The organism is Citrobacter sp. RHBSTW-00599 (genome assembly GCF_013784065.1).
In the GTDB taxonomy this organism is placed as follows: domain Bacteria; phylum Pseudomonadota; class Gammaproteobacteria; order Enterobacterales; family Enterobacteriaceae; genus Citrobacter; species Citrobacter braakii.
Window position 1 is genome coordinate 1,106,384 of sequence record NZ_CP056717.1, and the last position, 13,617, is coordinate 1,120,000.

Annotated in this window: 12 protein-coding genes; 1 reads left to right on the top strand and 11 read right to left on the bottom strand. The window is 48.3% G+C overall.

The annotated features are described in order from the left end of the window. Positions 1–76: 76 nt before the first annotated feature. Positions 77–2,638 (bottom strand): DNA mismatch repair protein MutS, encoded by a 2,562-nt coding sequence (mutS, locus tag HV243_RS05270; RefSeq protein WP_047414286.1) that lies wholly within the window; start codon positions 2,636–2,638, stop codon positions 77–79. Between the two features lie 217 nt (positions 2,639–2,855). On the opposite strand from mutS, the gene HV243_RS25490 reads away from it, so the two are divergent. Continuing rightward, complete coding sequence (locus tag HV243_RS25490; RefSeq protein WP_242672051.1) at positions 2,856–3,008, top strand: hypothetical protein; 153 nt, start codon at positions 2,856–2,858, stop codon at positions 3,006–3,008. 41 nt (positions 3,009–3,049) lie between these two features. Here HV243_RS25490 and HV243_RS05280 read toward each other — a convergent pair whose 3' ends face one another. The 10 genes from HV243_RS05280 to HV243_RS05325 all read right to left on the bottom strand — a co-directional run bounded on the left by HV243_RS05280 (position 3,050) and on the right by HV243_RS05325 (position 13,605). After that, positions 3,050–3,655: a hypothetical protein gene (locus tag HV243_RS05280; protein ID WP_131351338.1), complete on the bottom strand. Its 606-nt coding sequence runs from the start codon at positions 3,653–3,655 to the stop codon at positions 3,050–3,052. Between the two features lie 137 nt (positions 3,656–3,792). After that, the gene (locus tag HV243_RS05285) at positions 3,793–4,383 is read right to left on the bottom strand and encodes a Crp/Fnr family transcriptional regulator (RefSeq protein ID WP_242672050.1); all 591 of its coding nucleotides are present in this window, start codon (positions 4,381–4,383) and stop codon (positions 3,793–3,795) included. A 108-nt stretch (positions 4,384–4,491) separates the two neighbouring features. Continuing rightward, positions 4,492–4,965 (bottom strand): hypothetical protein, encoded by a 474-nt coding sequence (locus HV243_RS05290; protein ID WP_080859140.1) that lies wholly within the window; start codon positions 4,963–4,965, stop codon positions 4,492–4,494. Then, positions 4,962–5,738, bottom strand: a complete 777-nt coding sequence (locus HV243_RS05295) for a winged helix-turn-helix domain-containing protein (RefSeq protein WP_046274815.1) — start codon at positions 5,736–5,738, stop codon at positions 4,962–4,964. The genes HV243_RS05290 and HV243_RS05295 overlap by 4 nt, the downstream gene beginning before the upstream one ends. Positions 5,739–5,807: 69 nt before the next feature. Further along, the gene (locus HV243_RS05300) at positions 5,808–6,995 is read right to left on the bottom strand and encodes an HD domain-containing phosphohydrolase (protein WP_131351335.1); all 1,188 of its coding nucleotides are present in this window, start codon (positions 6,993–6,995) and stop codon (positions 5,808–5,810) included. A 68-nt stretch (positions 6,996–7,063) separates the two neighbouring features. Then, positions 7,064–8,242, bottom strand: a complete 1,179-nt coding sequence (locus HV243_RS05305; protein ID WP_115190302.1) for a fimbrial protein — start codon at positions 8,240–8,242, stop codon at positions 7,064–7,066. A gap of 29 nt (positions 8,243–8,271) precedes the next feature. Continuing rightward, positions 8,272–10,776: a fimbria/pilus outer membrane usher protein gene (locus HV243_RS05310; RefSeq protein ID WP_131351332.1), complete on the bottom strand. Its 2,505-nt coding sequence runs from the start codon at positions 10,774–10,776 to the stop codon at positions 8,272–8,274. A 33-nt stretch (positions 10,777–10,809) separates the two neighbouring features. Next, positions 10,810–11,475: a fimbria/pilus periplasmic chaperone gene (locus tag HV243_RS05315; RefSeq protein ID WP_240489676.1), complete on the bottom strand. Its 666-nt coding sequence runs from the start codon at positions 11,473–11,475 to the stop codon at positions 10,810–10,812. Positions 11,476–11,558: 83 nt separating this feature from the next. After that, positions 11,559–12,119, bottom strand: coding sequence for a fimbrial protein (locus HV243_RS05320; RefSeq protein WP_047414269.1), 561 nt, complete (start codon positions 12,117–12,119; stop codon positions 11,559–11,561). Between the two features lie 931 nt (positions 12,120–13,050). Next, positions 13,051–13,605 (bottom strand): LuxR C-terminal-related transcriptional regulator, encoded by a 555-nt coding sequence (locus tag HV243_RS05325; RefSeq protein ID WP_165500013.1) that lies wholly within the window; start codon positions 13,603–13,605, stop codon positions 13,051–13,053. Positions 13,606–13,617 lie beyond the last annotated feature (12 nt).

Below are 13,617 nucleotides of genomic sequence, written 5' to 3' on the forward strand. Positions count from 1 at the left end.
CAAGTTCTATCAAGAAAGGCCCGTCTCATTGAGACTGGCCTTTTTCTTTAGGGTTACTGCTATCGGGCTCTTATTGCTATACCAGACTTTTCAACCGGTAGATCCACTCCAGCGCCTGGCGAGGCGTTAGCGAATCCGGGTCGAGGTTTTCCAGCGCATCAACGGCGGGTGACGTTTCTTCCGGTACTGACAGCAGCGACATCTGCGTACCGTCGACCTGGGTTGCGGCAACATTTGGCGCAATGCTTTCCAGTTCGCGCAGTTTTTGCCGCGCGCGTTTGATCACCTCTTTCGGTACGCCAGCCAGGGCAGCGACTGCCAGACCATAGCTCTTGCTCGCCGCGCCATCCTGCACGCTGTGCATGAAGGCGATGGTATCGCCGTGCTCTAACGCATCCAGATGCACATTAGCGACGCCCTCCATCTTCTCCGGTAACTGCGTCAGTTCGAAGTAGTGGGTCGCAAATAAAGTTAATGCTTTGATTTTATTCGCCAGATTTTCTGCGCATGCCCATGCCAGCGACAGGCCGTCGTAGGTGGAGGTGCCGCGTCCAATCTCATCCATCAGCACCAGACTGTTCTCGGTGGCGTTATGCAGAATGTTGGCGGTTTCGGTCATTTCTACCATGAAGGTGGAACGACCCGATGCCAGATCATCCGCCGCGCCCACGCGGGTAAAGATACGATCGATAGGCCCGATCTCGACTTTCTGTGCCGGAACGTAGCTGCCGATATAGGCCAGTAGCGCAATCAACGCAGTCTGGCGCATATAGGTACTTTTACCCCCCATGTTTGGGCCGGTGATGATCAGCATCCGTCGCTGAGGCGAGAGGTTAAGCGGGTTGGCGATAAACGGCTCGGTCAGCACCTGTTCAACCACCGGATGACGTCCCTCGGTAATACGAATGCCGGGTTTATCGGTGAAGATCGGACAGGTGTAATTCAGGGTATAAGCACGCTCCGCGAGGTTGACCAGCACGTCCAACTCCGCCAGCGCGCTGGCGCTCTGTTGCAAATCAGCCAGGTGTGGCAGCAGCATGTCGAACAGTTCGTCATACAGCTGTTTTTCCAGCGCCAGCGCTTTGCCTTTTGAGGTCAGAACTTTGTCTTCGTACTCTTTCAGTTCCGGAATAATGTAGCGTTCGGCGTTTTTCAATGTCTGGCGGCGTACGTAGTTAATTGGCGCCAGATGACTTTGCCCACGGCTGATCTGAATGTAGTAGCCGTGCACGGCGTTAAATCCTACTTTCAGCGTGTCCAGACCGGTGCGTTCGCGTTCGCGGATTTCCAGTCTATCGAGGTAGTCCGTGGCGCCATCAGCCAGCGCTCGCCACTCATCAAGCTCTTCATTGTAGCCTGGGGCAATGACGCCGCCGTCACGTACGAGCACCGGCGGAGCTTCCACGACGGCACGTTCCAACAGTTCACGCAGCTCAGTAAACTCACCCATTTTCTCGCGCAGCATCTGCACGGGGGCACTGTCTACGTTTTCCAGTTGTGCGCGCAGTTCGGGTAATTGCTGGAAGGCATGACGCATACGGGCCAGATCGCGCGGGCGCGCAGTACGCAGGGCCAGACGCGCCAGAATACGTTCCAGATCGCCTACCTGACGCAGCACGGGTTGTAATTCGCTGGTGGTATCCTGCAGCGCGCCGATGGTCTGTTGGCGCTCGATGAGGATTTTGGTGTCGCGGACCGGCATATGCAGCCAGCGCTTGAGCATACGGCTACCCATCGGTGTCACGGTGCAGTCGAGTACTGAAGCCAGCGTGTTTTCCACCCCGCCCGCCAGGTTCTGGGTGATTTCCAGATTGCGGCGTGTGGCGGCGTCCATAATGATGCTGTCCTGCTGACGCTCCATGGTGATGGAACGAATATGCGGCAGCGAGGTGCGTTGGGTATCTTTTACGTATTGCAGCAGACAGCCGGCAGCGCATAATCCGCGTGGGGCGTTTTCCACGCCAAAGCCAATCAGATCCCGCGTGCCGAACTGCAGATTTAACTGCTGACGGGCGGTATCAATTTCAAATTCCCACAGCGGACGACGGCGCAGGCCGCGACGTCCTTCTATCAGTGAGGTTTCGGCAAAATCCTCGGCATACAGCAATTCAGCGGGGTTGGTGCGCTGCAATTCCGCGGCCATGGTTTCGCGGTCAGCGGGTTCACTGACACGAAAACGCCCGGAGCTGATATCCAGCGTAGCGTAGCCGTACCCTTTACTGTCTTGCCAGATGGCGGCCAGCAGGTTGTCCTGGCGTTCCTGCAACAACGCTTCATCACTGATGGTGCCTGGTGTGACAATACGTACCACTTTGCGCTCAACCGGGCCTTTGCTGGTCGCCGGATCGCCAATCTGTTCACAAATAGCAACGGACTCACCCTGATTGACCAGCTTGGCGAGGTAGTTTTCTACCGCATGATGAGGAATGCCTGCCATTGGGATTGGCTCGCCTGCAGATGCGCCGCGTTTGGTCAGGGAGATATCAAGCAGTTGAGACGCGCGTTTCGCATCGTCATAAAACAGTTCGTAAAAGTCGCCCATGCGGTAAAACAGCAGTATTTCCGGGTGCTGAGCCTTCAGCTTGAGATACTGCTGCATCATGGGGGTGTGGGAGTCTAAGTTTTCTATTGTACTCATTGGTTTATGATGTCCATTTTCTTAATTTTTAATGAGTTAGTGATTTTTGTGGTTATCATTAAGTTTCACGTTGTCTCATCGAATATCATGAAATCCTACATTTAAAGGTGGGTTAAAGTGTGCCTTGCCAACCTATACCTGGGTAAAATATGGGCATATACAGAGTAACCTACCTTGATGTTCATGACTGCATAAGGTGCATGATAACGGAGTCTTTATGGCAGGAAAACAAGAGGGAAAGCTACTTTCGTTTAAAGCGGTAGAAATGATGAAGCCTGGCGACAAAGATAAGTCCATAAATGACTCTGAGGTGTCTGTTAAATCCGTGGTGATTCAACCTGTACGACAACCGGGGGCGATATCTCAGTAAGGAGGCCATTAGACAGGCCTCGTCGTGAGGAGCGAATCTGCTTACAGATGTGGGGTCGGTCCATTATTCTGGAATAAACCGGTATCAGGACGATGTTTCATGCAATCTATCTGCTGGAGTTCCTCAATGGTATATTCGCGGTACAAGAAATACTGGATTTGGGTACCGTATCTGAGGTTCATTTTCTGAGCCAAGGCTGATACCCGCTGATACACTGCTTTCGTTGAGCAGTGCAGAAGTTGGGATGTGGCATTAATATTTATTTGTCGGCGTAACGCACAGGCTACGGAAATCTCGGTATGGGTAAGGTTACGTAGCTCCCGCAAAGAATCAAGTATGGTGAGTATATGATAGAAAGTATATCTTCGGCCTTCATTAATATACCGGATAAACTCCGTTACAGAGGCGGTTCTGGAGATACCCTCCAGTGATGAGAGCACCTTTGATAACATCCCCCGGCCTTTTACAAAAATGATAGAATAGCCGTCGGTCAGTTCATTGCAAACACGATGTTTAATATCATGCAAGCTGAAGAAAGATTCAATATCAATAATACATAAGTTCTCTTCGCGCAGGCTATCTATTGGCATCAGCCCTCCCGCAGACCGGGTAAAAAAAATATCATCAGAGAATACGACAAACGACATTGGGAAAAACCTTAACTCTTTGTTTTTAAGAAAAATGAGTCCGGTGCTTTCCTCAAAGGGATACACTGGACAATAAATGATTTACTGTTTTTTTTGAGATGAAACTAAGAAATGACAAGAACATCCTCATTCAGACGCTATTTTTTGTCTGACATCATTAGCGTTATCTCTTTTTTATTTAGCACGGAAATAATTCCCTGATCCTTCAGGCTATCCAGGGCACGCGACAAGGTGGATATCGAAATGCCCAGAACCTGGGCCAGTTCTTTCTTACTGATCGGTAACTCAAGGTTGAGATGCTCAAAGCCATACTCTTTATAAGTGCGAGACAACAGTTGCAGGAAATATTGAACCTTCTGCAAGGTATCACTTTTGGTCAATACTGAAATAAATTGCTGTTTTTCCTGCGCCGAACGTGACAGGATCCTGACAATAAAATCTGTAAACCCTGGCATCAGCTGGCTCATTTCGTAGAAATGATCGCTTCTCAGTACGCAAACTTCTATTTCCGTTGCGGCTTGAATATCCTGCTGACTGTACCCGATGTGCAGCTCCTCCACGCCCATCACCTGTCCTGGCAAAACGATCCCCATCAGTTGCCCGCGCGCATCGTAAACCTTAGCGGCCCCGCTACGTAGGGCATACAGCTCGTCTATTTTCTCTCCCCGACGATAAATATATTCACCTCTGGCAATCTTCTTTTTTGTCTCCAGATTGCGGATAAACAATGGATCTTTCTGCCTGAAAAGATAGGCAGAGCACAGTTCTGCAAAACCGCACTCTTCACAATTGACACAATTATTTCTTTTCATAGTGAATGTATAACACTATCCCTGTTATTGAATCACACAGTTCATTAAGGGTGATAAGGTATTTGCAATCGTAATATAGTTATTGTCTTTTTTGTCTAAGGAGATAACGTATTCCCCTTCCATCCCAAATATTTTTGTTGTCAGCAGGGTAATGTCTTCCGGCACATTATCGTGAGCCATGATATCTTTTGTTGTCGTATTCATGCGATACTGGTTGCCGCTGACGTTATGATAGGTAAATGTTATATAACGCGACAATCGATATTGACGCCCCTGATAGTCAATATTGCCCGAAAGATTAAATACGCCCGTTTCGTTCTTGTTAAATTCAAACGTGATATTCCCTTTGAATAAGAGAGCGTTATCCGAAGCGTCAACATAGGTGGCATTAGCAAAGCAGCGTTCGTCAAAATAAACACCCGATCGCAGGTTTAGTTGCCATGTTAACAGACAAATCAACGCGACCGCTGCCAGCACTAAGGTTGTCATCAGCTTCATTTTAATTTCCAGTTAAAAGCGTAATGGTTCTCACAATAGACAATTTTTGCTGTTGCCTTATCTGTTGGACAATAAGAGTAGAAAAACCGACCATGACTACCGTAAAGAACGCTGGGTTGAAAATACACCATAATCTGCGCGGGTTTCCGGGCACACTTTTGCTCAAGTTCAGGCTGTAGCTGACGGATAATATTCATGACCTGAGGGTCAACTTCCTCCGATAAATCTTCATAGGCAGTAAATTTGCAGCTCCCGATTTCACCAATGCTGTATTCCGCTGCAAAACGCGGTGATTCCTGTTTCTGGCTGAGTATCCACAGATTGGCCAGCAGCAAAAACGCGATAGCCGCGATCAGCCAGAGATTTTTTTTATCCTTCGTTGCCGCCTTACGCAGGGATACCGGAAGAGGTGTGGTACTCACCCTTTCCTCATCATTCTGCAGTTCGACGGCGATTTCCGGTGAGAAGTAAAAGCCCACCTTGGGTACGGCTACAATAATTTCCTCAATGAATATTAAGGACGTTAATGTTTTTCTGAGGATACTAATGTACTGGCTCAGCGATGAACTGGAACCCGGATGGCCCGCTTCCTCCCAGACTTTATCCAGAAGATAATCACGTTCAAGTACCCGGCCTGGCGACGCAATCAGTAACGAAAGAATACGGTTAGCGGTATTTGTTAGCCTTTTACTTTGCTCGTTTCCGGGTTCCTTGACCACAAGTTCCCCGCTCTCGCTATCGTAAATGACTCTATTGGCTATCAAATATTTCATTCGCGTTTTCTTTCGGTAAATTTATACAATATGCATTCTGCGCGGCTGCGATTTCAGGTTATGCCTGGCTTAGTACATCGTAACCAAAGGTCTGAGCACTGCAATATTATGGCTTAGCAGATCGACAATGTCCCGATCCAGACGAAAATTTGACGCCTCTTCCTCCAGAATAATCAATGCTTTTTCGCTGGACATCCCCTGACGATAAGGGCGATTCTCGGTCATCGCGGTGAAAACATCAGCCACAGCAATAATACGCGAAGGGATATCCAGCGCAGCCGCACCCAGACGAAAAGGGTAGCCGCTGCCGTCGAGGCGTTCATGATGTCTTGCCGCCCAGTGTACGATTTCACCCAGCTCTTCAATGGGATGTAGCATCTCCAGCGTCTTATAGCTGTGGCGCTTCATTTGCGCATACTCGTCCGGCTCCAGCTTTCCCTGCTTCTCGAGGATTTCCAGTGGAATACCCAGCTTGCCAATATCGTGCAGGTACCCCGCGATGCGGATTTTATCCTGGGTGTAGCGATCGCAGCCGTACAGCTCCGCAAGCTTCGCCGCCACGTGAGCCACGCTGGTACTGTGAGTCTGCGTAAAGCTGCTGTATTTATCGACGATATTCGAAATCAGCAGGCAGACCTCCAGAAAATCATGGTGATCCAGCACCACATCATTGAGCGGGCTGATAACGCGCAGCACGGGTTGTAATGAGGGTGAACTCAGGCGAAACCAGAAACCATCCTCATGGCTGGCATCCTGTAGCGCCTCGACCAGGCACGATGGCCATAGTGGGCTACTGGCCAGAAAACCGGAAACAATATTATTCCGTTGGGCCACATAGTCACCTTCAATCCCGCGCAGCCACAGCTCAAACTCATCGGCAAGATGCACCAGATGCCAGGTATTCAGCATTGTATTCTGCGTGTAACCCAAGGCATCCGCGTGGCGCGTTTCAAGAATTGCGGTCACTGGCTGTAAAAAACGTACGCCGGACATCATTGAGGCGCCAAGCTGTCCATGCTCTTCAATAAAGGCTTTACCATGGGGGCCACTGAAGGGATACACTTTGCTCAGCGCCCCGATATTGTGCAACATACCCGCAAGCCAGGCGTTATTGATGGCTGCACTGTCAAAACCGGCTCGATTTCCGAGATACCAGCAAATGAGACCCGTGCGTTGCAAATGATGCACCAGTTCAGGAGAAAGCGGGTGCATAATGCTGTGCAGAAGATCAAGTACGGTTTGAACAGATATTTTCATAAAATCCTTTATGAGAATTAAATTAAAAACTTCCTGTAGCCCGTCTGGGCCACAGTAAAATAGGTGGGTTAATCGTAGCCAAACATTATCTGCGCAGTTGCCACCACGCTACCGGTTGATAATGCTGAGGCGTTATAAACTTTGTAATAAGCATGAAGATAAATGTATTGCGTATTGCTTATATCATCATCTTTAGCGATATCTAATATTTGCGAGGCATGTTCCATATTATTGCTACTGGATATTTGCACCTCATCATAGTCACCCATAAACATCCGGCTACGAATGGCAATACCTACCCCTCCCGCTGTGGTTTCATCGTTGACCATTATCTGGTAGTTGGTATCCGAACTGACTAAATCATTGCTGGATAACCAGGCCTTAACATTGCGGGTAGACGTTTTAATTCCGGCCAGGTTGCCGCATTTCAGCGGGATGGTGAAATCGGCACCATCTGCCTTTCCATTTTTTTTCAGGACGCTAAACGGAGCGGGGGGTAATTTCACGCTCATGTCTCGCGTCATATTGCAGGTTGTTTCTTTTGGCTCAAACTGAATCGTTAGCTTCTCATAAGCAATAAAATAATCGGTATTCCAGCTTTTGCGTGCGGTTTCAGACATCATATTTGACCAGGCGCGATAAGCATATGTTTTGCTGGAAAGGAACGGTGAGCTGGAGCCGCTTCCGGTACCGCTCATCACCGCAGGGATGACCGACAGTGCGCCGCTGGTTGTGGTTTTGGTATAGCTTTCCATTCCCACAGGTGGAGCCGACATTAATTCCGCCCGCAGCGTATATTGTGTCTGATATGACAGAGAGTGAATGCCCACGATACCGCTGACAGTCACTTTAGTATCGCCACTAATGGTGGCCGTTAATTTTATCCAGTAGCTACTTTCACCATCCGCACTGTTGAAATTCAAATAAACAGGAGAACCGTTGAAACCGGTAAAATAATATAAGTGGTCTTGCGCCAGACCACCGATCCCGATATTTCCGTAAGTACAGGTCATACTACCCGACCAACTGGTGGTATAGGAATATTCAACGACGTTTGAATTCACGAAAGCCGATGAAAGATTTAGCGACTTATCCGATTCTGCGACGCTGGAAAAAAGTATGCCGGAATTACGGCAGGTATCGCCTGTTACACCGCGAGACTGAGCCTGCGACTGTGCTTGTGCAGATAATATTGGGATTGCGGTCAGTATTATGGCCGTAACCATAAGATAAAATAATTTTTTCATGATTGATTCTGTTAGCTGAGTAAACTGAGTTAGCGACAAATATTTTCAGCATGCTCTGCAGGCTGGGAAATAGTGCAGAATTTTTTAGTCTTGCCTTTGCTGATATTCACTTTCAGGCTGGCGGGAAGCGTCTCTGACTTAATAAAAATCTGACTCCCCTGTGCGACATAGCCGACCTCTTCATTCCCGGCACCGCTGACAACTGCGCCAAACGGCAACTGACCCCCTTCAGCGGTTTGCACATCAAAAGTGAAGAGTCTGCGCGTGTCAGTTTTGTACTTCAGCCAGCTGATACTGCCTTCGTACGGCGCCACATTGAGTAAATTACCTTCAAGGTCGACGTCGCTTTTTTGGGTTCCATCCTGCTCCAGATGGAAATTATTCTGTCGGTACGGTGTCGCGCTGGTGATGAGGGCGATACCTTTGCTGTTGGTGTGTGCGGAGGTATCGCCGTTAACGACCGCGTTCACCACTCCTGGCGCTTCAATAATGACAAAATTACGTCCGTTATGAGGAGACGCCAGCAGCCCACCTTTCCATGCCAGCAGATTGCCGCTGGCACCCAGGCTTAGCTGGCGATATTCACGGGCCAGCGTCGCGCCGCTGTTCATGCTGGTATAGTCATTTTTCCAGCTGGTGTAGAGATCGGCTGCCCGCGAATCGTTGTCACTGTCGTGGCTCAGCATCAGGCTGTAGTCAACATCATGCATATTCCCGCTCATGCTGACGTCAGAAGAGGAATATTTGCCGTTCTGCACGCTGGCATGAGAAGACAGGCTGTCGCCGCTGCCGAATATCGACATCGGTATCGTGACAGAAAAATAGAGGTTGTTTTCCGTCTTACCGCGTGAACGCAACGCGCTCACCAGGTCGCCTTCATAATTGGTTTCATAGTCGTAATAGGACTGCGTAACCTCCGAGCGGCGCAGCGAAACCGAGTAGTTGACGCCGTGACTGGCATTGCTCCAGGTCAGGTTGTACTGACGGCTACTTTTCTGACCGCGCCAGTAATCGCGCCAGTAGGCTGAAAGCGACAGTCTTCCAAATTGTTCCCCCAGCGGCTGATTAATATTGGCGCTAAAGGCTTGTTTGCTGTTGATCGTTGAGGTGCCCGTTCCGCCATAATCCTTAATATTGGATTTGGTCAGGATATAATCGCTAAAAGAAGCGTAATCCTGAGTACGGTAATAATACGAAGCCAGCGAAATATTGGTGCGGGTCGGGAAGTATTTACTCCAGGACAGCGCGTATTTTTCTCCGTGGCGACGGCTATCGGCAGGCAGACGATACTGCGACTCCTCCACGGAAGCCGAGAGTGACCCAGCGTAGGGGATGGAAACCGCTCCTCCCAGAAGCAGAGATTGATAATTCTGGCTCCAGATCCCGCCCGCTGACGCGGTGAGGTAGTTATTCACCCCACGTGAATAGCTCACCTGGGTAAAATGGCTGCTATCGTCGACGTTGCGCATGTCCACCGCCCCGACGTTAATCTGATAGTCGCTGCTGCCGGGGCGCTGCATATCCGGGATCGAGGAGAATGGCACAATGAAGTGCTCAATGTTGCCGCCAGTGTTTTTTACCTCGACGGATAAATCGCTGCGTGAGCCGGTAGGCATCAGATCGCGGATGGCAAAGGGACCTGGCGGGACATTGATCTGGTGGATGATATGACCATCCTGGGAGATACTGACCACCGCTGAACTGGTTGCAACACCTTCGATCACCGGCATATAAACGTTTTCGCTGTCCGGTAACATCTGACGACTTTTATTCAGTGTCACCCCACGAAAACGGACCGTGTCAAAATAATCAGACGTCGTATAGCTTCGACCAATGCGCAGTACCGAATCGATTGCCGCAATTGGTTTTTCAACAAAACGCGTGGTATTTATCCAGCTACCTTTGTTCATTGCGCTGTAGCGCATCCACGATGAGCTATCGAGAAAATGCCAGCCATACATGTTTAGTCCGCTGTTCAGCGATAAATACAGATTATCGCTGTCACTATAGCCATTCTGCAGGCCGTGAAAATTGTAATAGTTGAAATTGTAATTGGTATACAGGCCATTAATTCCCTGATCCCATTTTTGCGGTGACACCCAGTTACGGCTATATTCTTTTACGAAAGCCTGAGGTACTTCTAAATCCAGACGCAGTGTGCCAGGTATCAGGGCGCTTTTCCCTCCGTGTAGCAGGGTATTAACGTCGAGCTTTTCAGCGGTGCTTTTATTTACAATGTCATCCAGCCCCTGAATATCCAGTAGAGATACGTCGTCTTTATTAATAAGCAGAGTACCTTTATCGTCATTAGCGACGGAAATATTAAATTTCCCGCGCCAGACGTTATTCACATAAACATCCAAATCATAAGCCCCCGGCGTCATAACCAGCCGAGAATTACTCCAGTCCATATCTGCTGAATTACCTACCAGCAGGCTGCTATTAAAATCCTCTGCCAACGCGCCGTATGAAAATATCGCGAGGCTGACAGAGTGAACTAGCAAACTTATACGAAACAGAGAACTGTTTTTCATCAGAATTGAACCTGGAGTCATTTATCTGGGATATCAGTGGATAGTGCTGAATCTCTTTGCGCCATAATCATCAAGCCAGGTAAGGCGATATTGCCCACCGGACTGAATTTTGCTGGACACCAGCGCGCAGCCAAACGGCGGAATAAACGCAGTCTCAGCCAGTAAATTATCTTTTCGGCTTTGCTTTAGCTCGCCACCCTGCCAGGTCACGACCTGAGGGATGGTCATGTAATATGGCGAATTATTCTTCAGGCAGGTGTGACCGCCAGAAGTTGAAACGGTAATTTTCTCCGCCACGCTGCTGTCGAGATCGCTCAGTACATCCGGACGATAGAACAGTTTTATACGATTGCGAATGGCCACTTGTAGGTAGCTATCTCCACTCCCTTCAGGGACGGGAGGGACATCCAGAACGTTAAGCCAGAACACACTTTCGCGGTCTTTTGGCAGCGAATGGGTGTTCATCGCCGAGATTTTCAGAGCCTGTCCGGCGTGTCCGCTCATTTTTACGACCGGAGGCAGCAGAGAAAACGGCACTTTGACTTTCTCCGGCGCGGCGGAAGCATCGCCCTCGTCAATCCAGGACTGCACCAGATGGGTTTGTTCGCTGTCGTTTACCAGTTGCACCGACACAAATTTGGCGCTGGCCGGATAAATAACACGCGTTTCGTTGATCACAACGCTTGCGCTGGCATTCATGGAAATGAACGTAGCCGCAAGAAAAAATATCAGAGTTTTCATAATGTCGTAGAGGAGAGCCGGGGAGACCCCGGCTGAATGAGTTAGTCGTAGCTGAAGGAATAAGTTGCGTCAGTAACTACTTTACCGGTTGTTACGGCCGCGCCACCGTAGTTGTAGTAGTTGGCATACATGGTCAGTGTGACGCCATCTTCGGTGGCAGCGTCAGCGGAACTCAGACCAGTATCGAAAGCGGTATCAAACGGTACGGCAGTGTTACCGTCTTTGGTTAGCGCAATACCCACACCCTCGGCACCATTGTCGCTGTAGTTTTTCAGGTATTTAGCGTCATCCGACAGGTTGCTGCTGCTGAAAGTGATTTTAAGCGTTTTAGCTTCGTCCGATGCCGCAGAGCAGTTTTTCAGATTCATGGTGAAGTCTTTGGCGTTGGTTTTAACAACACCGGCGGTGGTGCCCATATCACCCACAGCAATAGGGGAAAGGTTTACCGTGAAGTCTGAACCGTTATTGGTCACCACGTTACAGGTGGTATCGGACACTGAACCGTTAAAGGTAATAGTGCCACCCGCTACGCCGGTTGATTCAGCTGCAAATGCAGAGCCGGAAACCATCAATGCCGCTACGATGAATGTTTTGTTAAACATTTGTGTATATCCCATTTTCATAATCAAATTTACTTTTGTCAGTAGCGTGAAACTTTTTCCCTGCTCCCTGGTTCGCGCTACATCATCCCTGGCATCTGAACAGATGTTGATGATTCATTTCACCTTCTCTGGAGTGGCGCATTCGGTTGCAGAACAACATTTCGCGTCACGCTGTAAGGTTGGAATATAAGACCATTGTTTACATATTTGGTAAATGTAAATATCGATTAAATTATTTTTTTAAGATTAAAACGCTATTTTTAATGATTTTTATAAATTTATATCATGAGCGAGGGGATGAAGAGGCTAGCGTTAAGAAAGTAATTACTGGTTAGATGATGGACAAAAGCTGCAAATGACGTTTTTGCAGAACAGCGGAATAGGCGAATGAATAAATTAATTAACTAATTGTTATCAAAAACTTAATAAAATAAACGTGTTAGATACAATTGCCGTGTCGGTTCTGGGCTAAAGTTGACTCCCGGGCAGGGCAATCAATCGGGTTATGAACATGTTCAATACCTTTAAAGTAGTGCCAGGACAATTTCAGGATTGATACCAGGTGCCCAGAGATCCTGCAGCATGTACGGAATAAATGGGATAGCATCAGTTGTTTCAGCGGCAAGAGAACGTGCCAGTTTATCCTGTACACTCCTGTTGATTATTATCTCTTCGTCTTTCCAGTCGGGATTTTAGCTAATGTCAGCTAAAACAGCCCACCCTCAAATACTGAACACGGGCAACTGATCGTGGCATCAACAATGCGGTTAAATGTACCCGTTCCTGTGCTTCCCCCTGCTATAAGTAACAATGTTCGAAAAGACCAGTTGGTGGTTGTCATTTCATCCAGTCCATTATCAAATACCCCCTGAAACCATCATTTTCTGCCTGCAGTCTTTAATGGTCTGTTGATATTAAAAATCTCGGAGGTTCAGGGGAAAAGCCCTTCTCCGGTTTCAGCATCAAGGACAAACTCCGAGAAAATAAATTGTCTGACCTGCAGTATCGAACTGAGGTTAAACTTTTGCCTGATCTTGCTGGTATAGGTATAAACAGTTTTTGGCGACAGATGAATGTTCCTGGCAATCGCCAAGGTGTCGTCAGTATCACGCAGGGCAAAAAGTGTCTTTTTTTCCTGGCCTGAAAGCAAGCTGAGATCCCTGCAGCATGCAATATGATTTAACGCATATTGAGGTGAATGCGTCCTGCCGTCATTGAGTTGTTTTCGAAAGTCCATAAAGCACGATTTTCTGTATATCGTCACAAGCGGCTCAAGAACCCTTGAACTGACATCTTTGCCACCGATGAAGATTAACCCGTGCTTATCAGTCAGTTTCTTTCTTTTTAGCAGTCTGAAAATCGCGCCCAGGCTTCTGTACGATTCAATATCAACAATGCAGAGCTTCCTGGCGGGAGACACCTGTTCAAGGATGACAGACAACGCTTTCTTTAAATAAACATCTTTTGTCAAAATCATGTGAGACATAAACATATCCGG

Bases quoted from the DNA above. Each gene is read 5' to 3' on its own strand.
- HV243_RS05280 (WP_131351338.1), bottom strand. From the start codon at position 3,655: ATGTCGTTTGTCGTATTCTCTGATGATATTTTTTTTACCCGGTCTGCG.
- HV243_RS05310 (WP_131351332.1), bottom strand. From the start codon at position 10,776: ATGAAAAACAGTTCTCTGTTTCGTATAAGTTTGCTAGTTCACTCTGTC.
- mutS (WP_047414286.1), bottom strand. From the start codon at position 2,638: ATGAGTACAATAGAAAACTTAGACTCCCACACCCCCATGATGCAGCAG.
- HV243_RS05295 (WP_046274815.1), bottom strand. From the start codon at position 5,738: ATGAAATATTTGATAGCCAATAGAGTCATTTACGATAGCGAGAGCGGG.
- HV243_RS05305 (WP_115190302.1), bottom strand. From the start codon at position 8,242: ATGAAAAAATTATTTTATCTTATGGTTACGGCCATAATACTGACCGCA.
- HV243_RS05320 (WP_047414269.1), bottom strand. From the start codon at position 12,119: ATGTTTAACAAAACATTCATCGTAGCGGCATTGATGGTTTCCGGCTCT.
- HV243_RS05290 (WP_080859140.1), bottom strand. From the start codon at position 4,965: ATGAAGCTGATGACAACCTTAGTGCTGGCAGCGGTCGCGTTGATTTGT.
- HV243_RS05315 (WP_240489676.1), bottom strand. From the start codon at position 11,475: ATGAATGCCAGCGCAAGCGTTGTGATCAACGAAACGCGTGTTATTTAT.
- HV243_RS25490 (WP_242672051.1), top strand. From the start codon at position 2,856: ATGGCAGGAAAACAAGAGGGAAAGCTACTTTCGTTTAAAGCGGTAGAA.
- HV243_RS05325 (WP_165500013.1), bottom strand. From the start codon at position 13,605: ATGTCTCACATGATTTTGACAAAAGATGTTTATTTAAAGAAAGCGTTG.
- HV243_RS05300 (WP_131351335.1), bottom strand. From the start codon at position 6,995: ATGAAAATATCTGTTCAAACCGTACTTGATCTTCTGCACAGCATTATG.